Raw genomic sequence first — 22,552 nt, forward strand, 5'->3', positions numbered from 1 at the left:
TTATAGGGACAAGCCGTACGGGCAATTAGTACTGGTTAGCTTAATGCATTACTGCACTTCCACACCCAGCCTATCAACGTCCTGGTCTCGAACGACCCTTCAAGGAGCTCAAGGCTCCGGGAAATCTCATCTCAAGGCAAGTTTCCCGCTTAGATGCTTTCAGCGGTTATCTCTTCCGAACTTAGCTACCCGGCAATGCCACTGGCGTGACAACCGGTACACCAGAGGTTCGTCCACTCCGGTCCTCTCGTACTAGGAGCAGCCCCCTTCAAATTTCCAACGCCCACGGCAGATAGGGACCAAACTGTCTCACGACGTTTTAAACCCAGCTCACGTACCACTTTAAATGGCGAACAGCCATACCCTTGGGACCGGCTACAGCCCCAGGATGTGATGAGCCGACATCGAGGTGCCAAACTCCCCCGTCGATATGAACTCTTGGGAGGAATCAGCCTGTTATCCCCAGAGTACCTTTTATCCGTTGAGCGATGGCCCTTCCATACAGAACCACCGGATCACTATGTCCTACTTTCGTACCTGCTCGACTTGTCGGTCTCGCAGTTAAGCACGCTTATGCCATTGCACTATTAGCACGATGTCCGACCGTACCTAGCGTACCTTCGAACTCCTCCGTTACACTTTAGGAGGAGACCGCCCCAGTCAAACTGCCTACCATGCACTGTCCCCGATCCGGATAACGGACCAAGGTTAGAACCTCAAACAAACCAGGGTGGTATTTCAAGGATGGCTCCACGAGAACTGGCGTCCCCGCTTCAAAGCCTCCCACCTATCCTACACAGATTGGTTCAAAGTCCAATGCAAAGCTACAGTAAAGGTTCATGGGGTCTTTCCGTCTAGCCGCGGGTAGATTGCATCATCACAAACATTTCAACTTCGCTGAGTCTCGGGAGGAGACAGTGTGGCCATCGTTACGCCATTCGTGCAGGTCGGAACTTACCCGACAAGGAATTTCGCTACCTTAGGACCGTTATAGTTACGGCCGCCGTTTACTGGGACTTCAATCAAGAGCTTGCACCCCATCATTTAATCTTCCAGCACCGGGCAGGCGTCACACCCTATACGTCCACTTTCGTGTTTGCAGAGTGCTGTGTTTTTATTAAACAGTCGCAGCCACCAGTTTATTGCAACCCTTTCACCCTTCCACAGTAAAGTGGTCAAGCTACCGGGGCGTACCTTATCCCGAAGTTACGGTACCAATTTGCCGAGTTCCTTCTCCCGAGTTCTCTCAAGCGCCTTAGAATACTCATCTCGCCCACCTGTGTCGGTTTGCGGTACGGTCTCGTATGACTGAAGCTTAGAGGCTTTTCTTGGAACCACTTCCGATTGCTTCGCAGCACAAGGCCGCTCGTCCCACTCCCTTGAATTACGTGCCCGGATTTGCCTAAGCACCTTCTATGAGGCAGAAACTAACTATTCCAACAGTTAGACAACCTTCCGCGATCCGTCCCCCCATCGCATCATACGACGGTGCAGGAATATTAACCTGCTTCCCATCAGCTACGCATCTCTGCCTCGCCTTAGGGGCCGACTCACCCTGCTCCGATGAACGTTGAACAGGAAACCTTGGGCTTACGGCGTGCGGGCTTTTCACCCGCATTATCGCTACTCATGTCAGCATTCGCACTTCTGATACCTCCAGCATCCTTCACAAGACACCTTCGCAGGCTTACAGAACGCTCTCCTACCATATAGATCAAGTGATAAATCACGAGAAATATATCCGCAGCTTCGGTGACTGGCTTAGCCCCGTTACATCTTCCGCGCAGGACGACTCGATCAGTGAGCTATTACGCTTTCTTTAAATGGTGGCTGCTTCTAAGCCAACATCCTGACTGTTTTAGCCTTCCCACTTCGTTTTCCACTTAGCCAATCTTTGGGACCTTAGCTGGCGGTCTGGGTTGTTTCCCTCTTGACGCCGGACGTTAGCACCCGACGTCTGTCTCCCAAGCTCGCACTCATCGGTATTCGGAGTTTGCAATGGTTTGGTAAGTCGCAATGACCCCCTAGCCATAACAGTGCTCTACCCCCGATGGTGATACTTGAGGCACTACCTAAATAGTTTTCGGAGAGAACCAGCTATTTCCAAGTTTGTTTAGCCTTTCACCCCTACCCACAGCTCATCCCCTAATTTTTCAACATTAGTGGGTTCGGACCTCCAGGGCGTGTTACCGCACCTTCATCCTGGCCATGGGTAGATCACTTGGTTTCGGGTCTACACCCAGCGACTGTCGCCCTGTTCGGACTCGATTTCTCTACGGCTCCCCTATTCGGTTAACCTCGCCACTGAATGTAAGTCGCTGACCCATTATACAAAAGGTACGCCGTCACCCCATAAAGAGGCTCCGACTGTTTGTATGCACACGGTTTCAGGATCTATTTCACTCCCCTCCCGGGGTTCTTTTCGCCTTTCCCTCACGGTACTGGTTCACTATCGGTCGATTACGAGTATTTAGCCTTGGAGGATGGTCCCCCCATGTTCAGACAGGATTTCTCGTGTCCCGCCCTACTTGTCGTACGCTTAGTATCACCGTTTGGATTTCGTGTACGGGGCTATCACCCGCTATGGCCAACATTTCCAGGTTGTTCCACTATCCAATCGACTATCACGTACAGGCTCATCCCATTTCGCTCGCCACTACTTTGGGAATCTCGGTTGATTTCTTTTCCTGCAGCTACTTAGATGTTTCAGTTCGCCGCGTTCGCTTTGCATACCTATGTATTCAGCATGCAATGACCTAAAAGGCCGGGTTTCCCCATTCGGAAATCTGCGGATCAAAGTGTGTTTGCTCACTCCCCGCAGCTTATCGCAAGCTACTACGTCCTTCATCGCCTGTAATCGCCAAGGCATCCACCATGTGCACTTATTCGCTTGTCCCTATAACGTTGGCCCCTGCTGACAACAGGGATCGTCATAGAAATCAAGAGTACAGCTCGTTGCATGTTTGTTGATACTTGATTACTACCCTAAGTGTGCATTTTTACATGCACGCTTAAAAAAACTTTACTTCTTCCAGATTGTTAAAGAACGAAAAAACAGTGATCTCGAAAAGACCAAACCTAAGCATCTATGCTTACGTTTGTGCTTTCAGAACCAGGTAATGGTGGAGGATGACGGGATCGAACCGACGACCCCCTGCTTGCAAAGCAGGTGCTCTCCCAGCTGAGCTAATCCCCCAGACTAATCCCGACGACGATAACTTGGTAGGGCTGGTTGGACTCGAACCAACGACCCCCGCGTTATCAACACGGTGCTCTAACCAGCTGAGCTACAGCCCCGACATACACTGTTGTTCTCTTTACTAACAGCCGATAAGCGTGGACGCTTGATGTGGAGACTAGCTCCGGTGCTACTCTAGAAAGGAGGTGATCCAGCCGCACCTTCCGATACGGCTACCTTGTTACGACTTCACCCCAGTCACGAATCCTACCGTGGTAAGCGCCCTCCTTGCGGTTAAGCTACCTACTTCTGGTAAAACCCGCTCCCATGGTGTGACGGGCGGTGTGTACAAGACCCGGGAACGTATTCACCGCGACATGCTGATCCGCGATTACTAGCGATTCCAACTTCATGTAGTCGAGTTGCAGACTACAATCCGGACTACGATACACTTTCTGGGATTAGCTCCCCCTCGCGGGTTGGCGGCCCTCTGTATGTACCATTGTATGACGTGTGAAGCCCTACCCATAAGGGCCATGAGGACTTGACGTCATCCCCACCTTCCTCCGGTTTGTCACCGGCAGTCTCATTAGAGTGCTCTTGCGTAGCAACTAATGACAAGGGTTGCGCTCGTTGCGGGACTTAACCCAACATCTCACGACACGAGCTGACGACAGCCATGCAGCACCTGTGTGAAGGTTCCCTTTCGGGCACTCCCGGATCTCTCCAGGATTCCTTCCATGTCAAGGGTAGGTAAGGTTTTTCGCGTTGCATCGAATTAATCCACATCATCCACCGCTTGTGCGGGTCCCCGTCAATTCCTTTGAGTTTTAATCTTGCGACCGTACTCCCCAGGCGGTCTACTTCACGCGTTAGCTGCGTTACCAAGTTAATTAAAACCCGACAACTAGTAGACATCGTTTAGGGCGTGGACTACCAGGGTATCTAATCCTGTTTGCTCCCCACGCTTTCGTGCATGAGCGTCAATCTTGACCCAGGGGGCTGCCTTCGCCATCGGTGTTCCTCCACATCTCTACGCATTTCACTGCTACACGTGGAATTCTACCCCCCTCTGCCAGATTCAAGCCTTGCAGTCTCCATCGCAATTCCCAGGTTGAGCCCGGGGCTTTCACGACAGACTTACAAAACCGCCTGCGCACGCTTTACGCCCAGTAATTCCGATTAACGCTTGCACCCTACGTATTACCGCGGCTGCTGGCACGTAGTTAGCCGGTGCTTATTCTTCAGGTACCGTCATTAGCCGAGGATATTAGCCCCAGCCGTTTCTTCCCTGACAAAAGAGCTTTACAACCCGAAGGCCTTCTTCACTCACGCGGCATTGCTGGATCAGGCTTGCGCCCATTGTCCAAAATTCCCCACTGCTGCCTCCCGTAGGAGTCTGGACCGTGTCTCAGTTCCAGTGTGGCTGGTCGTCCTCTCAGACCAGCTACTGATCGTCGCCTTGGTAGGCCTTTACCCTACCAACTAGCTAATCAGATATCGGCCGCTCCAAAAGCATGAGGCCCGAAGGTCCCCCACTTTCATCCGTAGATCGTATGCGGTATTAGCGTAACTTTCGCTACGTTATCCCCCACTTCTGGGTACGTTCCGATATATTACTCACCCGTTCGCCACTCGCCGCCAGGTTGCCCCGCGCTGCCGTTCGACTTGCATGTGTAAAGCATGCCGCCAGCGTTCAATCTGAGCCAGGATCAAACTCTTCAGTTCAATCTCTGTTTGTTGACACTTTCGTGTCACCCTGATTTCTCAGGGGTCGCTCACTCAAGATACTGACCGTCGCTCATTGCTGAGCAACGTTAATACTTTTGTGAACATTTGATAATTTAAGTATTCACTGACCGAAGTCAGCGGCACCTTCATCAAACGCCCACACTTATCGACTGTTAATTGTTAAAGAACCGTTGTTCTGTCTCTTGCTATCGCTGCGAAGCGTTGTGTTCGTCAGCAGCAGAGGAATGAGATTATGCAGTGTTTCGCTTAACTCGTCAACCCCTCGTTCGCTTCGTTGCAGATTTTCCTGCTGAGCTCGTTACCGTAAGCACTTGATTACGTTAACGTTTTTTGCCCAAACCGAAGCGGAGGCGAACTATAACAAAGCCGGCGCCAGCTTGCAAGGGCTTCGCCATCAATGTGTCGGAAGCAGCTCGATGCGCTCCCTGGCCGCCTTCTCGACTGCCTCCCGCGAATACAGCAAGGGGAAATACTTGCCCTCTGCCCAGCCGGCGGCCAGGTCGCGGTAATGCGGACTGTCCGGGTTGCCCGACTGTCCCGGGGTATTGATCGCACGGGAGTTATCCCAGTTCCCCACGTCGAGCACCATCCGGAACGATGGACCATGCGCGTGCCAGAAGCTGTTGGGATGGTAGCTCGACACATTGACCGTGTACGCTCCCCCTCCCCTTGGCAGCGGTCCCACATTGACCCGCGCGTGCCCGGCACGGTCGAGGATGGGCGCCATCGGATGAACGAAGTAGCTGAAGTGCATCTTGCCCCATTGCCATCGCGTGGGATCCGGCCCCTGCAGGCTCTCCATCTCTTCCCATGCACGTCGGAGCGTCTGCAGGAGGACTTCGTTACGCTTGCGGACCGCGTCGGCGCCGAAGCGTTGGGCCGGCTTTTCCAGCGATTCGATCAGGACGCTGGCATGCGGTGCATCCATCGCTTCCACCGCAGCAGGCGGCAGTACCGCCGCCTTGAATGCATTGCCGAGATGACGCGACCACCATACCTCGTATAGCGCCGCGGCCGACGAAGTCGCCGCCTCCTCGCCGTTCCAGGCCGACAGCAGGTGCAGCGCAGTCTGGGTTTTCCGGTCCTGCGAGGACAGTGGCTTGAGCAGGGCCACCAGCCTGCGCGCGTTCAGGGATACCACGTCGTTCTGCAGGCGCTCCATGTCTTCCATGCTCGCCTTCGGCGTTGCGGACAGCACCTGCGCGATGCGCCGTGCGCGTGCATTGTCGGGCCATTCGAAGCCGAGCTTGTGCTCCTTGTACGGAAAGCCGGCCGGCAGGTTCATTTCGTTGGCCGAGGCGAACCAGCCCTGCTTCGGATTCAATACGTAAGGCAGCTTCGCGCCGTCGAGGAAGCCCTTCCATTCGTAGCGCCCGTCGCCTGGTACCGGCATCAGGCCGTCCCAGTTCGGCCGCACGGGTGCCAGGCCTCCGGCGACCCAGCCGATGTTCCCCGCCGTGTCTGCATACACCTGGTTTTCGGTGGGCGCGCCCCAGCGCTCCATCGCGCGCCGGAACTGCGTGAAGTCCTGGGCCTTCATGTAGTCGATGCTGCCGAAGTAAGGCGCCATGCCGGGCGCGGTCCACGCGGTACGGACCGCGAGCGCCCGGCGCTTGCCGGCATCCAGGTAAATCACGGGGCCGTGGCGGGTGAAGCGCAGTTCGACCATCTTGGCGGGCCGTCCGCGCACCGCCAGCTTCTCGCGCACCACGCGGAAGTCTTCCCAGGCGCCTTGGTAGCGGTACTGCTGCGGGTTGGCGGGATTGGTCTCGTAGACGTACAAGTCTTCCTGGTCGATGCTGAAGATGGTCAGCCCGAATGCGACCTTGCCGTTATGGCCGATCGACACCCCCGGCAGCGCGGGCTCGCCCGCGCCGATGACGTCGAGGCCGGGCGCGCTGAGGTGCACGATGTAGCGCAGCGACGGCGCCCCGTAGGCACGGTGCGGATCGTTTGCCAGGATCGGGCGCCCGGTGGCCGTACGCGACGGGGCAATCACCCAGTTGTTGCTGCCCTCGAGCGTTTCCTCGTTCGGCGCCGCGCGCGATGCCTGCAGCGCCTGGCGGTCGAAGCGCACGTTATCGGTCGCCAGTGTGAAGACATCGAGTGCGTCCTCAGGCAGGCAGGGATCCAGTCCCTCGGGAATGCGGGTAGTCCAGGCCGGCGACAGCTGGGCGCGCACCGCGTCCGCCGCCAGGCCGGCACGGCAGACCACGCGCGAGCGGGCGAACTCCTGGGTCAGGTTGCGGGTGAGTCCGTGGCTGCGAATGCGCACCACGTCTTCCGGACGCCACTTCGCCGGCTGGTAACCGAGCCGGCGGAATTCGAAGGGCAGCAGCTCCGGTTTGCGCGCGATGGTGTCGATGTAGGCGTTGATGCCGGCGACGAAACGCGCGCTGGTCCGTTGTGCATCCTTGCCGTAGGCGGCCCATTCCGGTTCCATGCTGCCGCGGTACAGGAACAGGCGCGCCGCCCGGTCCTGGTCCACGTACGCAGGGCCGAACACCGACGCCAGCTCGCCCAGCCCGCGGCGGCGCCACAAGTCGATCTGGAACAGGCGGTCGCGCGCAGCGTTGAAGCCCTGGACGAAGAAGACGTCATCCTGGCTGGCGGCGTAGATGTGCGGGACGCCCCAGCGGTCGACCAGGATACGGGCCGGCTGGGAAAGGCCAACCACTTTTACCGGCTGTGCGGCCGCCGGTAGCGCAACGCACACTAACAGCGCCGCGCAGATACCATGCAGCCCCCTCACGCCGCCTTCACCACCACGGTCGCGGCTGCCGGTGCACCGATACGCATCGGCGGGATCTGCCAGTAGGTGATGGCACGCCACAGCCATTCCATCGGACCGTAACGGAAGCGCGACAGCCAACCATGGCTGAACACGATCTGCACCGCCGCGAGCGCTACGACGAACAGCATCTGGTCGACACGCGAGATGCCCCAGTTGCCGAAGCCGTAGCCGAAGAAGAAGGTGGAGGCGACCACCGACTGCGTCAGGTAGTTGGTCAGGGCCATGCGGCCGAAGGGTGCCAGCACGCTCACCTTGTTCAGGGGCGAAGCGCTGTACAGCATCACGATCACCAGGCTGACATAGCCGAGCGAGGCCGGGAGGTTACCCAGCATCTGCAGGCCGGAGGCCAGCTGGAAGCCGTCGGCGCCGCGCGAACCCGGAATCGCATGCATGGCGATGGTGGAGCCGAGCAGGCCCATGCCGATGCCGATCGGGAGGCCGAACATGGCCAGCTTGCGGAACAGCGGCAGGTGGGCCTGCGCCTTCTCCATGATGCCGGAGCGGACGAACCAGGTACCGATCAGGAACATGGCGATCAGGATGGTGGCAAAGCCAACCTGGCCGGGTGCATCTTCGACGAAGTTTTTGGCGCGCAAGCTGGCTGCGTCAGCGAAGCTTCCCTTGGTGAGCACCTCGGTTTCCTTCTTGATCCGCTCTTCGCGTTCCTTCAGGTTCTTGGCGCGTTCGGCAGCCTGTTTCTTCTGCTTTTCCGCCTGCTCCTTCGTTGCCACGACTGGCGGCTTCTCCGGGAAGAAGTACATCGACGCGCCCGCACCCGTCATCATGAAGAACGAGAAGCAGTACAGGCCCACGCCGATGCGCCACGAACGTGCCGGCCGGTCGGCATGGTAATTCCTGGTAAGGAGGCCGAGCGTCACGAGTGCCGCACCGGCGAGCGGCAGGCCGAAGCGAGCCGGCGGCGGCATATCCGGCAGGAACCAGCATACAGCGCCGCCGATCAAGCCGAGCGTCCCGGCCAGCATGAACACGAAGGACACCGCGAGCGGTTTCCCGAAATACCACATGCGCTGTTCGCCGCGCAGCCACCAGGCGACGAAGCCGAAGTAGGCCAGGCCACCGGCAGTGCCGAACATCCAGTCCATGCCGGGAATGAAACCGCCGCCGATGCACAGGACAATCGCAAGCAGGATCCACTTGGCCCGTCCATACAGGACAATCAGCAGTGCGCTCGCAGCGACCGCATAACTGAACAGGATGTCGCCGGAGAAAAAGAAGATATGGTGCAAGGCGCCGAATACGGCCAGGGCAGCAATCCGGCGCATATAGGGAACCAGGAAGCTGCGGCCGGCGCGCTCTGCCCTGGTGAGCATGACGGCAAAGCCCATGCCGAACAGGAGCGAGAAGATGGTCCAGAATTTACCGACGACGAAATACTGGACGAAGTAGCTGACCCAGAAGTTGGCGCCGCTGAGGCCGGTCTGCATGCCTGAACCGATGGCGGCGGTGGCGCGGTTGAAGAATTCGACGTTCATCAACAGGATGCCGATGAGGGCAAAGCCGCGTACGACGTCGAGCGCCTGTATGCGTTCGTTACTTGCGACTGGCGTCAATGCCGCCGGTACTTGTGGCTGGTCCATCGCCATCTCCTTCTGGTTTTGATCAGGTGATCGTATTCCAGCGGCTCGTGGGCGACCGGCTCTATGCGACGAAATGCCGGAAAGCGGTGACAGGATGTATTTATCAGGGGCGTTATTAATCTTGCATGAAGATGTCGCTGCATGGCATCGCTTGCAATTAGCTAGTGTGCGATCTATATTGGACCGATGAAGACTCCTGCCTCCCCCTCGTCCGCGCCTGTCCTGGACACCCAGCTGTGCTTTGCCCTGTACTCGACCTCATTGGCGATGATGCGTGTTTACCGCGGCCTGCTGCCGAAACTCGGGCTGACCTATCCGCAATACCTGGTGATGATGGTGTTGTGGGAGCAGGACCAGCTGACGGTATCGGATATCGGCGAGCGCCTGTTCCTCGACTCGGCTACGCTGACGCCGCTCCTGAAGCGCATGGAAGCGCAGGGCCTGGTGCAGCGGGCGCGTGCCCGCGCTGATGAGCGGCAGGTCATCGTCACGCTTACCGAGCAGGGCCAGTCCTTGCGCAAGGATGCTGCGGCCCTGATGCCTGAGATCCTGTGCGCCAGCAAATGCTCGGTCGAAGAGATCACCAGCCTGCGCGACCAGCTGGTCAGCTTGCGCAAGAACCTGAACGATAGCGCCGGGGTGTAAACCCTTATTAAATCCGAACGCACAAACGCAAAAAACCCCACCAGGATCACCTGGTGGGGTTTTTCATATAACTAGCCTGACGATAACCTACTTTCACACTGGTTGCAGCACTATCATCGGCGCAAAGTCGTTTCACGGTCCTGTTCGGGATGGGAAGGGGTGGGACCGACTTGCTATGGTCATCAGGCTTTGACTTGTCTGGACGTCTCTTGCGAGCCATCCACAATCCGGGAAGAAGTAAGTTTCTTTTTATTCTTGGGGTAGCAGTATCAACAAACTGCAGCTGTATTCTTGACTTGATCTATAGCCTACCAAGGTTATAGGGACAAGCCGTACGGGCAATTAGTACTGGTTAGCTTAATGCATTACTGCACTTCCACACCCAGCCTATCAACGTCCTGGTCTCGAACGACCCTTCAAGGAGCTCAAGGCTCCGGGAAATCTCATCTCAAGGCAAGTTTCCCGCTTAGATGCTTTCAGCGGTTATCTCTTCCGAACTTAGCTACCCGGCAATGCCACTGGCGTGACAACCGGTACACCAGAGGTTCGTCCACTCCGGTCCTCTCGTACTAGGAGCAGCCCCCTTCAAATTTCCAACGCCCACGGCAGATAGGGACCAAACTGTCTCACGACGTTTTAAACCCAGCTCACGTACCACTTTAAATGGCGAACAGCCATACCCTTGGGACCGGCTACAGCCCCAGGATGTGATGAGCCGACATCGAGGTGCCAAACTCCCCCGTCGATATGAACTCTTGGGAGGAATCAGCCTGTTATCCCCAGAGTACCTTTTATCCGTTGAGCGATGGCCCTTCCATACAGAACCACCGGATCACTATGTCCTACTTTCGTACCTGCTCGACTTGTCGGTCTCGCAGTTAAGCACGCTTATGCCATTGCACTATTAGCACGATGTCCGACCGTACCTAGCGTACCTTCGAACTCCTCCGTTACACTTTAGGAGGAGACCGCCCCAGTCAAACTGCCTACCATGCACTGTCCCCGATCCGGATAACGGACCAAGGTTAGAACCTCAAACAAACCAGGGTGGTATTTCAAGGATGGCTCCACGAGAACTGGCGTCCCCGCTTCAAAGCCTCCCACCTATCCTACACAGATTGGTTCAAAGTCCAATGCAAAGCTACAGTAAAGGTTCATGGGGTCTTTCCGTCTAGCCGCGGGTAGATTGCATCATCACAAACATTTCAACTTCGCTGAGTCTCGGGAGGAGACAGTGTGGCCATCGTTACGCCATTCGTGCAGGTCGGAACTTACCCGACAAGGAATTTCGCTACCTTAGGACCGTTATAGTTACGGCCGCCGTTTACTGGGACTTCAATCAAGAGCTTGCACCCCATCATTTAATCTTCCAGCACCGGGCAGGCGTCACACCCTATACGTCCACTTTCGTGTTTGCAGAGTGCTGTGTTTTTATTAAACAGTCGCAGCCACCAGTTTATTGCAACCCTTTCACCCTTCCACAGTAAAGTGGTCAAGCTACCGGGGCGTACCTTATCCCGAAGTTACGGTACCAATTTGCCGAGTTCCTTCTCCCGAGTTCTCTCAAGCGCCTTAGAATACTCATCTCGCCCACCTGTGTCGGTTTGCGGTACGGTCTCGTATGACTGAAGCTTAGAGGCTTTTCTTGGAACCACTTCCGATTGCTTCGCAGCACAAGGCCGCTCGTCCCACTCCCTTGAATTACGTGCCCGGATTTGCCTAAGCACCTTCTATGAAGCAGAAACTAACTATTCCAACAGTTAGACAACCTTCCGCGATCCGTCCCCCCATCGCATCATACGACGGTGCAGGAATATTAACCTGCTTCCCATCAGCTACGCATCTCTGCCTCGCCTTAGGGGCCGACTCACCCTGCTCCGATGAACGTTGAACAGGAAACCTTGGGCTTACGGCGTGCGGGCTTTTCACCCGCATTATCGCTACTCATGTCAGCATTCGCACTTCTGATACCTCCAGCATCCTTCACAAGACACCTTCGCAGGCTTACAGAACGCTCTCCTACCATATCTATTGCTAGATATCCGCAGCTTCGGTGACTGGCTTAGCCCCGTTACATCTTCCGCGCAGGACGACTCGATCAGTGAGCTATTACGCTTTCTTTAAATGGTGGCTGCTTCTAAGCCAACATCCTGACTGTTTTAGCCTTCCCACTTCGTTTTCCACTTAGCCAATCTTTGGGACCTTAGCTGGCGGTCTGGGTTGTTTCCCTCTTGACGCCGGACGTTAGCACCCGACGTCTGTCTCCCAAGCTCGCACTCATCGGTATTCGGAGTTTGCAATGGTTTGGTAAGTCGCAATGACCCCCTAGCCATAACAGTGCTCTACCCCCGATGGTGATACTTGAGGCACTACCTAAATAGTTTTCGGAGAGAACCAGCTATTTCCAAGTTTGTTTAGCCTTTCACCCCTACCCACAGCTCATCCCCTAATTTTTCAACATTAGTGGGTTCGGACCTCCAGGGCGTGTTACCGCACCTTCATCCTGGCCATGGGTAGATCACTTGGTTTCGGGTCTACACCCAGCGACTGTCGCCCTGTTCGGACTCGATTTCTCTACGGCTCCCCTATTCGGTTAACCTCGCCACTGAATGTAAGTCGCTGACCCATTATACAAAAGGTACGCCGTCACCCCATAAAGAGGCTCCGACTGTTTGTATGCACACGGTTTCAGGATCTATTTCACTCCCCTCCCGGGGTTCTTTTCGCCTTTCCCTCACGGTACTGGTTCACTATCGGTCGATTACGAGTATTTAGCCTTGGAGGATGGTCCCCCCATGTTCAGACAGGATTTCTCGTGTCCCGCCCTACTTGTCGTACGCTTAGTACCACCGTTTGGATTTCGTGTACGGGGCTATCACCCGCTATGGCCAACATTTCCAGGTTGTTCCACTATCCAATCGACTATCACGTACAGGCTCATCCCATTTCGCTCGCCACTACTTTGGGAATCTCGGTTGATTTCTTTTCCTGCAGCTACTTAGATGTTTCAGTTCGCCGCGTTCGCTTTGCATACCTATGTATTCAGCATGCAATGACCTAAAAGGCCGGGTTTCCCCATTCGGAAATCTGCGGATCAAAGTGTGTTTGCTCACTCCCCGCAGCTTATCGCAAGCTACTACGTCCTTCATCGCCTGTAATCGCCAAGGCATCCACCATGTGCACTTATTCGCTTGTCCCTATAACGTTGGCCCCTGCTGACAACAGGGATCGTCATAGAAATCAAGAGTACAGCTCGTTGCATGTTTGTTGATACTTGATTACTACCCTAAGTGTGCATTTTTACATGCACGCTTAAAAAAACTTTACTTCTTCCAGATTGTTAAAGAACGAAAAAACAGTGATCTCGAAAAGACCAAACCTAAGCATCTATGCTTACGTTTGTGCTTTCAGAACCAGGTAATGGTGGAGGATGACGGGATCGAACCGACGACCCCCTGCTTGCAAAGCAGGTGCTCTCCCAGCTGAGCTAATCCCCCGTTTTCTTGCGATAACTTGGTAGGGCTGGTTGGACTCGAACCAACGACCCCCGCGTTATCAACACGGTGCTCTAACCAGCTGAGCTACAGCCCCGACATACACTGTTGTTCTCTTTACTAACAGCCGATAAGCGTGGACGCTTGATGTGGAGACTAGCTCCGGTGCTACTCTAGAAAGGAGGTGATCCAGCCGCACCTTCCGATACGGCTACCTTGTTACGACTTCACCCCAGTCACGAATCCTACCGTGGTAAGCGCCCTCCTTGCGGTTAAGCTACCTACTTCTGGTAAAACCCGCTCCCATGGTGTGACGGGCGGTGTGTACAAGACCCGGGAACGTATTCACCGCGACATGCTGATCCGCGATTACTAGCGATTCCAACTTCATGTAGTCGAGTTGCAGACTACAATCCGGACTACGATACACTTTCTGGGATTAGCTCCCCCTCGCGGGTTGGCGGCCCTCTGTATGTACCATTGTATGACGTGTGAAGCCCTACCCATAAGGGCCATGAGGACTTGACGTCATCCCCACCTTCCTCCGGTTTGTCACCGGCAGTCTCATTAGAGTGCTCTTGCGTAGCAACTAATGACAAGGGTTGCGCTCGTTGCGGGACTTAACCCAACATCTCACGACACGAGCTGACGACAGCCATGCAGCACCTGTGTGAAGGTTCCCTTTCGGGCACTCCCGGATCTCTCCAGGATTCCTTCCATGTCAAGGGTAGGTAAGGTTTTTCGCGTTGCATCGAATTAATCCACATCATCCACCGCTTGTGCGGGTCCCCGTCAATTCCTTTGAGTTTTAATCTTGCGACCGTACTCCCCAGGCGGTCTACTTCACGCGTTAGCTGCGTTACCAAGTTAATTAAAACCCGACAACTAGTAGACATCGTTTAGGGCGTGGACTACCAGGGTATCTAATCCTGTTTGCTCCCCACGCTTTCGTGCATGAGCGTCAATCTTGACCCAGGGGGCTGCCTTCGCCATCGGTGTTCCTCCACATCTCTACGCATTTCACTGCTACACGTGGAATTCTACCCCCCTCTGCCAGATTCAAGCCTTGCAGTCTCCATCGCAATTCCCAGGTTGAGCCCGGGGCTTTCACGACAGACTTACAAAACCGCCTGCGCACGCTTTACGCCCAGTAATTCCGATTAACGCTTGCACCCTACGTATTACCGCGGCTGCTGGCACGTAGTTAGCCGGTGCTTATTCTTCAGGTACCGTCATTAGCCGAGGATATTAGCCTCAGCCGTTTCTTCCCTGACAAAAGAGCTTTACAACCCGAAGGCCTTCTTCACTCACGCGGCATTGCTGGATCAGGCTTGCGCCCATTGTCCAAAATTCCCCACTGCTGCCTCCCGTAGGAGTCTGGACCGTGTCTCAGTTCCAGTGTGGCTGGTCGTCCTCTCAGACCAGCTACTGATCGTCGCCTTGGTAGGCCTTTACCCTACCAACTAGCTAATCAGATATCGGCCGCTCCAAAAGCATGAGGCCCGAAGGTCCCCCACTTTCATCCGTAGATCGTATGCGGTATTAGCGTAACTTTCGCTACGTTATCCCCCACTTCTGGGTACGTTCCGATATATTACTCACCCGTTCGCCACTCGCCGCCAGGTTGCCCCGCGCTGCCGTTCGACTTGCATGTGTAAAGCATGCCGCCAGCGTTCAATCTGAGCCAGGATCAAACTCTTCAGTTCAATCTCTGTTTGTTGACACTTTCGTGTCACCCTGATTTCTCAGGGGTCGCTCACTCAAGATACTGACCGTCGCTCATTGCTGAGCAACGTTAATACTTTTGTGAACATTTGATAATTTAAGTAATCACTGACCGAAGTCAGCGGCACCTTCATCAAACGCCCACACTTATCGACTGTTAATTGTTAAAGAACCGTTGTTCTGTACTAGCTTGCTGCACCGTGCGAAGCGTTGTGTTCGTCAGCAGCAGAGAAGTGAGATTATGCAGTGTTTCGCTTAACTCGTCAACCCCTCGTCTCTTTCGCTATCGCTGCTTTACAAGCTGCTTTCGCGTCGGAGGAGTAAGACTATAGCAAACGTCGGCGGCACTTACAACGCCTGCGACTATGTTATCGTCGCGTTTTTTCCACCTTATCTTTCCGGCAATGCAGATTCCACCTATCGCGCCGATCGCCGACGCAGCCCTGTCGCAGGTCCTGGCTGAGGCCATTAATAACAAGACGAAACCGCTCGGCAGTCTCGGGCGCCTCGAAACGCTTGCGGCCCAGCTCGGATTAATCCAGCGCTCCACGAAGGTCCGCATCAGCGAGCCGGCTATCCTGGTATTCGCAGGCGATCACGGCATTGTCGCGGAGGGCGTGTCCGCCTATCCACAGGACGTGACCTGGCAGATGGTGGAGAACTTTCTGGCCGACGGCGCCGCCATCAATGTATTCGCTCGCCAGAACAAGTGCGCGCTGCACGTCGTCGACGCCGGCGTCAACCACGTGTTCGGCGAGCGCCCTGGCCTGGTCGACCGCAAGGTTGGCATGGGTACCCGCAACTTCGCCAATGAAGCCGCGATGTCGCGCCTGCAATTGGACACTGCGCTGGAACATGGCATGGCCCTCGCACGCGATCTCCCCGGCACCGTCGTCGGCTTCGGCGAGATGGGCATCGGTAACACGACCGCCGCCGCGGCCATCATGCACAAGCTCACCGGGCTGCCGCTGCCGCAATGCGTCGGCGCCGGCACGGGACTGTCGGCCGACGGCATCCAGCGCAAGCAGCAGGTCATCGCCGCCGCCGTCGAGCGCCATGCCGGCGTCGACGACCCGCTCGCGGTGCTGGCCACCTTCGGCGGTTTCGAGATCGCCATGATGGCCGGCGCCATGCTGAAAGCGGCCGAACTGCGCAAAGTACTGCTGATCGACGGCTTCATCGTCAGCAGTGCGCTGCTGGTCGCCGCGCGCCTGCATCCGGCCATTCTCGACTACTGCGTCTTCGCCCACTGCTCGGACGAAAACGGCCATCGCCTGATGCTGGATGCACTCGGTGCGCAACCGCTGCTGCAACTGGGCCTGCGCTTGGGCGAAGGCACCGGCAGCGCGCTGGCCCTGCCCCTGCTGCATGCGGCCGCCAACTTCCTGAACGAGATGGCGACCTTCGCATCCGCGCAGGTCAGCACGAGCGCGCCCTGACACATGCAGCAGCTGCGCCTGTTCTTCATCGCGGTCCAGTTCTTCACGCGCCTGCCGATCCCGCGCTGGGTCGGTTTCGAGCAGGAGTGGCTGCACCATGCGTCGCGCTACTTCCCGCTGGTCGGCCTCGTGGTGGGCGCAATCGGCGCCGCCGTGTATGGCGTGGCCGCGCTGTTCTTGCCCGCGCCGGTGGCGGCCGTGCTGTCGACCGCGGCCACCATCTACGCCACCGGCGCCTTTCATGAGGACGGCTTCGCCGACAGCTGTGATGGCCTCGGCGGCGGCATGACGCGCGAGCGCGTGCTCGAGATCATGAAGGACTCGCGTGTCGGTGCGTATGGCGCCATCGGTGTCGTGTGCATGCTCGGCACGAAGTGCACGGCACTCGCGATGCTGCCGCCCGCCAGCGCCATCGGCGCGCTGCTGCTCGCCCATCCGCTCTCGCGCCTCGCGGCGACCTCGCTCATCTGGCGCATGGAATATGCGCGCGCCGAAGGCAAGGCCAAGCCGCTGGCCGAACGCATGACGACGGTGGAATTCGGCATCGCCTCGGTGACCGTGGCGATCGCCGCCGCGCTCCTGCTCGCCAGCGGCACACTCGAGCTGCGCGCCGTACTCGCCGCCCTTCTCGCCGCCGGCGCCGCCACCTGGTGGCTGGCCCGCAAGTTCGCGCGGCGCATCGGCGGTTATACCGGCGACTGCCTGGGCGCCGTCCAGCAACTGGCGGAAGCGTTCATCTACCTCGCCGTGCTGGCCACGCTCGGCCACGGCGCGCTCGCCTGATCGCATGCGGCTGATCCTGGTCCGCCACCCGCAGCCGGACATCGTGCCCGGACTCTGCTACGGCAGGACCGATGTCGCCGCATCCGCGGCCGCGCTATCCCTCGTCACCGCCAAGCTGCGCGAGGCCGGCCTGCCGGGCGCGCTCCCGGTCTATGCGAGCCCGCTGACACGCTGCGCCGTAGCGGCCGGCGCGCTCGGCGCTCCCGTCAAGCTCGACGCACGCCTGGCCGAGATGGACTTCGGCACCTGGGAGATGCGCAGCTGGGAGGACATCCCGCGCACCGAGGTCGATGCATGGGCCGCCGACCTCCTGCACTACCGTCCCGGCGGCGGCGAGAACGTGCTCGAGGTGGCCCGGCGCGTCGCCGCCTTCCGCGATGAACTGCGCGCGTCAAGCCTGCCTGCCGCACTGCTCATCTGCCACGCCGGCACGATCCGCCTCCTGTGTTCCCTCCACGCCGGCGGCGGTCTCGAACAGGCCGCGCTGCGTGCCGCGTCCAGCGCCCACCGCATCGCCTACGGCGAAGTCATCGAGCTGAAAGACTGACAACAGCTTCAGTCCTGTCCTATAATGGCGGCGTTTTGGTGCTCGCGGTCGTGTTCACGGCCGCAGTTAAACGGGAAACACGAAGCCCTTCAACAAGGCCAATGTGTGCTGCCCCCGCAACGGTAAGCAAGTGCCGCGCTCGATGAATGACCAGCGCGGCGAACCGTCTTCCATGACCACTGTGCACATGCATGGGAAGGTCGGACGGCCATACTTGCCAGCCCGGATACCGGCCAAAAGGTGGACGCGCGCCAGCGGTGCGCTTCTGTTCAATCTGGCCTACGGGGACGTCGGCTGGTTGTCTTTGAACGAGCATTTCATGAACTTTCCTGTAACCCGGCTTGCGGCCGCGCTGTCGCTTGCATTCGCCTTCGCTTCGCCTTCCTTCGCCCACAACTTCGATACCGTCGTCGTCACCGCCAGCCGCATGCCGCAGCGCGAGGCCGACGTGATCGCCGACACCACCGTCATCCATGCCGACGAGATCGCGCGTTCCGGCGCCGGTTCGGTGGCCGACGTGCTGCGGCGCCAGCGCGGCATCGAGATCACCCGCAACGGCAGCGCGGGCGCCGCGACCAGCGTGTTCCTGCGCGGTGCCAACAGCAACGGGGTCGTGGTCCTGCTGGACGGCGTGCGCATCGGTTCCTCCACCAGCGGCGTCGCCGCCTGGAACGCGGTGCCGCTCGGCGCCATCGAACGCATCGAGATCGTCTACGGACCGCTCAGCACCCTGTACGGCGCCGACGCGATCGGCGGCGTGATCCAGATCTTTACCCGGAAGGGAGACGGCGCTCCCACGGTCAGCGGCTCGGCCGGCGTCGGCAGCAATGCCACGCGCAAGCTCGATGCCAGCGTGTACGGCGTAGGCGGCCCCTTCCGCTACGCCTTCAGCGCCGGGCACGAAGAGTCGGACGGTTTCTCGGCCACGCGCCCGGGCGCCTTCGGCTTCAATCCGGACGAAGACGGCTACCGCCGCCGCAATGCCAACGGCCAGCTGTCCTATACCGTCGCGCCAGGCACCGAGATCGGCGCGCAGTTCCTGCACAGCGACCTGCGCGCGCAATATGACAGCGGCAGCGCCGCCTACGACGTCCATAACGAACAGGACCTGAACACGGCCGCGCTGTATGCCAGCCACCAGTTCACGCCGAACTGGCGCAGCACCGTTCAGTACGCCGCATCAAGCGACAAGCTGGGCAGCTTCACCAGCGCCGCGGCGTCCGGCGCCAGCCAGATCGACACCCGCCAGGACGAGCTGTCCTGGCAAAACACCATCGCGCTCGGCCCCGACACCCTGCAGCTGCTGTACAGCCACCGGAAGGAAGAGGTGGAATCCAGCGCCACCGCCGCCCTGTCGCGTACCCGTATCACCAACTCCTACGCGGCCGCTTACTCGGCCAAGCGCGGCAAGCACCTGCTCGATCTCAGCGCCCGCCATGACCGCTCGGTCTACGGCAACAAGAATACCGGTGCCGCCGGCTACGGCTACGACTTCGGCCAGGGCTGGCGCGCCACCGCCAGCGTCGGCAGCAGCTTCCGCGCGCCCACCTTCAACGAGCTGTACTACCCCGGCTATGGCCTGCCGACCAACCGTCCGGAAAAAGGCCGCAACCGGGAAGCCGGACTGCGCTACGACGCCGGCAGCGTGCAATTCGACGCGAGCTACTTTCACAACCGCCTGACCGACATGATCGTCTCCGCGACGCCATGCCCGGGCCGCACCGGCAGCTGTGCCTACAACGTCAACCAGGCCAAGCTCGAAGGCCTTACGGTCGCGGCCCAGACCCGCGTCGGCAGCGTCAACCTGCGCGGCAGCGTGGATTGGCAGGATCCCAAGGACGAGACCACCGGCAAACAGCTGGCGCGCCGCGCGAAGAAGCACGCCGGCATCCAGGCCGACAGCAGTTGGGGCAGGGTCAAGGCCGGCGCCGAACTGCAGCTCTCCGGCGAGCGCTTCGACGATGCCGCCAACCAGCGCCGCCTGGGCGGCTACGGCCTGCTCAACCTGTACACTAGCTGGCAATTCACGCCGGATGTGTCGCTGCTGCTCCGCCTCGACAATGTCGCGGACAAGCAGTACGAGCTGGCCCGCAACTATGGCAGCAGCGGACGCACCTGGTTCGCCGGCCTGCGCTACGGCATCCGCTGAGCGGATCACAATCGAGAAGGAGACGCATGCATCACCCCGCCCACTCACAGCGCCGGCGCGCCCTGCTCGTCATCGGCGCCCTGCTGCTGTGCGCCGTCGCCAGCCTGCTGTTCGCCGGCATGACGGGCTCGATCGCCGTGCCGCTGGCCGATATGCCCGACGCCCTGCGCCAGCTGGCGCGCGGCGACGGCAATACGCTGGCGGCCTCGCTGATCGAGCTGCGCGCCAGCCGCGCGCTGACCGCCTTCGTCACCGGCGGCGCGCTGGCACTGGCCGGGGTGATGATGCAGGCGCTGCTGCGCAACCCGCTGGCCGATCCCTACGTGCTCGGCATCTCGGCCGGCGCGTCGGTCGGCGCCCTGCTGGCCCTGCTCCTGATGGCGGCCGCCATCGTGGTCGACCTGGCGGCGCTGGCCGGCGCGGTGGCGGTCTCGATGCTGCTCTACCTGCTGGCCCGGCGCGACCTGCGCGGCGGACTGGCGCTGGAAGGCGGCACCTCGATGCTGCTGCTGACCGGCGTGATCCTGTCCTCGGCCTGCATGGCCCTGGTAACACTGATGCTGTCGATCGCGCCCGAAGGCCGGCTGCGCAGCATGATCTTCTGGATGATCGGCGACCTCGCCGGCGCCCCGCTGCGCCTCGCGCCCTGGCTGGTGCTCGGCGCGGCCCTGCTCTACGCCCTGCGCAGTGCGCGCGCCATGAACGTGGTCGCGCTGCATGCCGAAGCGGCCGCCACGCTCGGCATCCGCGTCGGCAGCCTGCGCAAGGGCCTGTTCTTCGTGTCGGGCGTGCTGACGGCCAGCGCCGTGACCAGCGCCGGCTCGGTCGGCTTCGTCGGCCTGATCGTCCCGCACGCCTGCCGCTTCGCCTTCGGTCCCGACCACCGGGTGCTGATCCCGGCGGCGGTGCTGACCGGCGGCAGCTTCCTGGTGCTGTGCGATACGCTCGCGCGCACCATCATCGCGCCCCAGCAGCTGCCGGTGGGCGCGATCACGGCGATCATCGGTGCGCCGGTGTTCCTCTATCAACTGCACCGCCTGAGGAGGTGACATGATCCGCACCGAACACCTCGACCTCAAGGCCGGCAGCCGCACCCTGGTGCGCCAGCTCGACTGGGCGGCCCGTCCCGGCGAATGCTGGAGCATCATCGGCCGCAACGGCGCCGGCAAGAGCACCCTGCTGCGCACACTGGCCGGCCTGCACCGGCCGGACAGCGGCGCGGTCGTTATCGGCGGCCGCAGGCTCGACGATTGGGCGCCGGAGCAGCTGGCGCGCGAACGCGCCTTCCTGGCGCAGTCGCGCCACGATGCCTTTTCGTACAGCGTGATCGAAACCGTGCTGTCGGCGCGCCATCCCTACCACGCCAACCGCTACTGGGAAGGCAGCGATGACCACCAGGCCGCCATGCGCGCCCTCGCGGCGATGGAAGTGGCCGAGCTGGCCGGCCGCGACGTGCGCACCCTGTCCGGCGGCGAGCGCCAGCGGGTCGCCATCGCCGCGCTGCTGGCCCAGGACACGCCCTTGCTGCTGCTCGACGAGCCGGCCAATGCCCTCGACCTGGCGCACCAGGTCAGCGTCATGGGCCTGCTGGCCGGCCTGTGCCGCGAGCAGGGCAAGATCGTGGTCATGATCGGCCACGACCTGAACCTGGCCTACCGCATCTCCACCCACGCGCTGCTGTTGATGGGCGACGGCCGCTGGCAGGCCGGCACTGTCGACGCCACCATGCAGCCGGCCCTGCTGGGCGACTATCTCGGCCACCCGATCGACATGATCGAGCACGGCGGCCGCCGCATCTTCCTTCCTTTCGAGGCTAGCGCATGAACGACATGACTCCTGAACAAACCGCGGCGCTGAACGAGCGCCACCGCCAGCGCATGGAGCGCAAGAAGGCCGTGATCGACGCCAAGATCGCCGCCGCCGACAAGGACATCGGCATCCTCATCGTCAATACCGGCAACGGCAAGGGCAAGAGCTCGAGCGCCTTCGGCATGGTGACGCGTGCCCTCGGCCATGGCATGAAGGTCGGCGTGGTCCAGTTCATCAAGGGCGCCATGTCGACCGGAGAAGAAAAATTCCTGCGCCGCTTCCCGGATGAGGTCAGCTTCCATGCGATGGGCGAAGGCTATACCTGGGAGACCCAGGACCGTGAACGCGACATCGCCAAGGCGGGCGAAGCATGGGAGCAGGCCAGGCGCTTCCTGCGCGACCCGGCCTACGGCATGGTGGTGCTCGACGAACTGAACATCGCGCTCAAGTACAAATACCTCGACGTGCACACCGTCATTACCGACCTGCTCGACCGCCCGGACATGCAGCACGTGGTGGTGACCGGCCGTGCGGCGCCACCGGAGCTGGTGGCGGTGGCGGACACCGTCACCGAGATGAACGTCGTCAAGCACGCCTTCAAGGCGGGCATCGCGGCGCAAGCCGGCACGGAGTGGTGAC

General features: G+C 59.4%; 10 protein-coding genes, 4 tRNA genes, 5 rRNA genes and 1 riboswitch. Of the genes, 8 read left to right on the forward strand and 11 right to left on the reverse strand.

Features of this window, described 5'->3' with window-relative positions:
• Positions 1 to 4: 4 nt before the first annotated feature.
• The 6 genes from ACSQ25_RS21090 to ACSQ25_RS21115 all read right to left on the reverse strand — a co-directional run bounded on the left by ACSQ25_RS21090 (position 5) and on the right by ACSQ25_RS21115 (position 9,322).
• Positions 5 to 2,896, reverse strand: a 23S ribosomal RNA gene (locus ACSQ25_RS21090).
• A 224-nt stretch (positions 2,897 to 3,120) separates the two neighbouring features.
• A tRNA-Ala gene (locus tag ACSQ25_RS21095) sits at positions 3,121 to 3,196 on the reverse strand.
• 24 nt (positions 3,197 to 3,220) lie between these two features.
• A tRNA-Ile gene (locus tag ACSQ25_RS21100) sits at positions 3,221 to 3,297 on the reverse strand.
• 80 nt (positions 3,298 to 3,377) lie between these two features.
• Positions 3,378 to 4,906: ribosomal RNA gene (locus tag ACSQ25_RS21105) — 16S ribosomal RNA — on the reverse strand.
• Together the 16S and 23S rRNA genes with 2 tRNA genes alongside form the textbook arrangement of a ribosomal RNA operon.
• A gap of 418 nt (positions 4,907 to 5,324) precedes the next feature.
• A complete protein-coding gene (locus tag ACSQ25_RS21110) occupies positions 5,325 to 7,607 on the reverse strand; it encodes a penicillin acylase family protein (protein ID WP_436107619.1) in 2,283 nt (760 codons plus the stop codon).
• Positions 7,608 to 7,678: 71 nt separating this feature from the next.
• Positions 7,679 to 9,322: a DUF418 domain-containing protein gene (locus ACSQ25_RS21115; protein ID WP_436107620.1), complete on the reverse strand. Its 1,644-nt coding sequence runs from the start codon at positions 9,320 to 9,322 to the stop codon at positions 7,679 to 7,681.
• Between the two features lie 186 nt (positions 9,323 to 9,508).
• Between ACSQ25_RS21115 and ACSQ25_RS21120 the strand changes: the two genes are divergently transcribed.
• Positions 9,509 to 9,967 carry a MarR family winged helix-turn-helix transcriptional regulator gene (locus tag ACSQ25_RS21120; RefSeq protein WP_436107621.1) on the forward strand — a complete coding sequence of 153 codons (459 nt, stop codon included), beginning with the start codon at positions 9,509 to 9,511 and terminating at the stop codon, positions 9,965 to 9,967.
• 74 nt (positions 9,968 to 10,041) lie between these two features.
• On the opposite strand, the gene rrf is transcribed toward ACSQ25_RS21120, so the two are convergent.
• The 5 genes from rrf to ACSQ25_RS21145 form a co-directional block, all read right to left on the reverse strand.
• Positions 10,042 to 10,154 (reverse strand): 5S ribosomal RNA (gene rrf / locus ACSQ25_RS21125).
• A 134-nt stretch (positions 10,155 to 10,288) separates the two neighbouring features.
• Positions 10,289 to 13,164: ribosomal RNA gene (locus ACSQ25_RS21130) — 23S ribosomal RNA — on the reverse strand.
• A 224-nt stretch (positions 13,165 to 13,388) separates the two neighbouring features.
• Positions 13,389 to 13,464: transfer RNA gene (locus ACSQ25_RS21135), tRNA-Ala, on the reverse strand.
• Between the two features lie 17 nt (positions 13,465 to 13,481).
• A tRNA-Ile gene (locus tag ACSQ25_RS21140) sits at positions 13,482 to 13,558 on the reverse strand.
• An 80-nt stretch (positions 13,559 to 13,638) separates the two neighbouring features.
• Positions 13,639 to 15,167, reverse strand: a 16S ribosomal RNA gene (locus ACSQ25_RS21145).
• A 423-nt stretch (positions 15,168 to 15,590) separates the two neighbouring features.
• Here ACSQ25_RS21145 and cobT point away from each other — a divergent pair.
• The 7 genes from cobT to cobO all read left to right on the forward strand — a co-directional run bounded on the left by cobT (position 15,591) and on the right by cobO (position 22,551).
• The gene (gene cobT, locus ACSQ25_RS21150) at positions 15,591 to 16,625 is read left to right on the forward strand and encodes a nicotinate-nucleotide--dimethylbenzimidazole phosphoribosyltransferase (RefSeq protein WP_436107622.1); all 1,035 of its coding nucleotides are present in this window, start codon (positions 15,591 to 15,593) and stop codon (positions 16,623 to 16,625) included.
• Between the two features lie 3 nt (positions 16,626 to 16,628).
• Positions 16,629 to 17,408 (forward strand): adenosylcobinamide-GDP ribazoletransferase, encoded by a 780-nt coding sequence (locus ACSQ25_RS21155; RefSeq protein WP_436107623.1) that lies wholly within the window; start codon positions 16,629 to 16,631, stop codon positions 17,406 to 17,408.
• Between the two features lie 4 nt (positions 17,409 to 17,412).
• A complete protein-coding gene (locus tag ACSQ25_RS21160) occupies positions 17,413 to 17,955 on the forward strand; it encodes a histidine phosphatase family protein (RefSeq protein WP_436107624.1) in 543 nt (180 codons plus the stop codon).
• 19 nt (positions 17,956 to 17,974) lie between these two features.
• Positions 17,975 to 18,207: riboswitch (cobalamin riboswitch) on the forward strand.
• Between the two features lie 67 nt (positions 18,208 to 18,274).
• Positions 18,275 to 20,104, forward strand: a complete 1,830-nt coding sequence (locus ACSQ25_RS21165) for a TonB-dependent receptor domain-containing protein (RefSeq protein WP_436107625.1) — start codon at positions 18,275 to 18,277, stop codon at positions 20,102 to 20,104.
• Between the two features lie 26 nt (positions 20,105 to 20,130).
• Entirely contained in the window at positions 20,131 to 21,153 is a 1,023-nt protein-coding gene (locus tag ACSQ25_RS21170) for a FecCD family ABC transporter permease (RefSeq protein WP_436107626.1), read from the forward strand.
• A gap of 1 nt (position 21,154) precedes the next feature.
• Complete coding sequence (locus ACSQ25_RS21175; RefSeq protein WP_436107627.1) at positions 21,155 to 21,928, forward strand: ABC transporter ATP-binding protein; 774 nt, start codon at positions 21,155 to 21,157, stop codon at positions 21,926 to 21,928.
• Complete coding sequence (cobO, locus tag ACSQ25_RS21180; protein ID WP_436107628.1) at positions 21,925 to 22,551, forward strand: cob(I)yrinic acid a,c-diamide adenosyltransferase; 627 nt, start codon at positions 21,925 to 21,927, stop codon at positions 22,549 to 22,551. Before ACSQ25_RS21175 ends, cobO begins: the two co-directional genes overlap by 4 nt.
• Position 22,552 lies beyond the last annotated feature (1 nt).

It is taken from the genome of Massilia sp. LjRoot122 (assembly GCF_964252725.1).
Lineage (GTDB): Bacteria > Pseudomonadota > Gammaproteobacteria > Burkholderiales > Burkholderiaceae_D > Telluria.

Coding starts and splice junctions, on each gene's coding strand:
- ACSQ25_RS21115 (WP_436107620.1), bottom strand. CDS start 9,322: ATGGACCAGCCACAAGTACCGGCGGCATTGACGCCAGTCGCAAGTAAC.
- ACSQ25_RS21120 (WP_436107621.1), top strand. CDS start 9,509: ATGAAGACTCCTGCCTCCCCCTCGTCCGCGCCTGTCCTGGACACCCAG.
- cobT (WP_436107622.1), top strand. CDS start 15,591: ATGCAGATTCCACCTATCGCGCCGATCGCCGACGCAGCCCTGTCGCAG.
- ACSQ25_RS21155 (WP_436107623.1), top strand. CDS start 16,629: ATGCAGCAGCTGCGCCTGTTCTTCATCGCGGTCCAGTTCTTCACGCGC.
- ACSQ25_RS21160 (WP_436107624.1), top strand. CDS start 17,413: ATGCGGCTGATCCTGGTCCGCCACCCGCAGCCGGACATCGTGCCCGGA.
- ACSQ25_RS21165 (WP_436107625.1), top strand. CDS start 18,275: ATGAACTTTCCTGTAACCCGGCTTGCGGCCGCGCTGTCGCTTGCATTC.
- ACSQ25_RS21170 (WP_436107626.1), top strand. CDS start 20,131: ATGCATCACCCCGCCCACTCACAGCGCCGGCGCGCCCTGCTCGTCATC.
- ACSQ25_RS21175 (WP_436107627.1), top strand. CDS start 21,155: ATGATCCGCACCGAACACCTCGACCTCAAGGCCGGCAGCCGCACCCTG.
- cobO (WP_436107628.1), top strand. CDS start 21,925: ATGAACGACATGACTCCTGAACAAACCGCGGCGCTGAACGAGCGCCAC.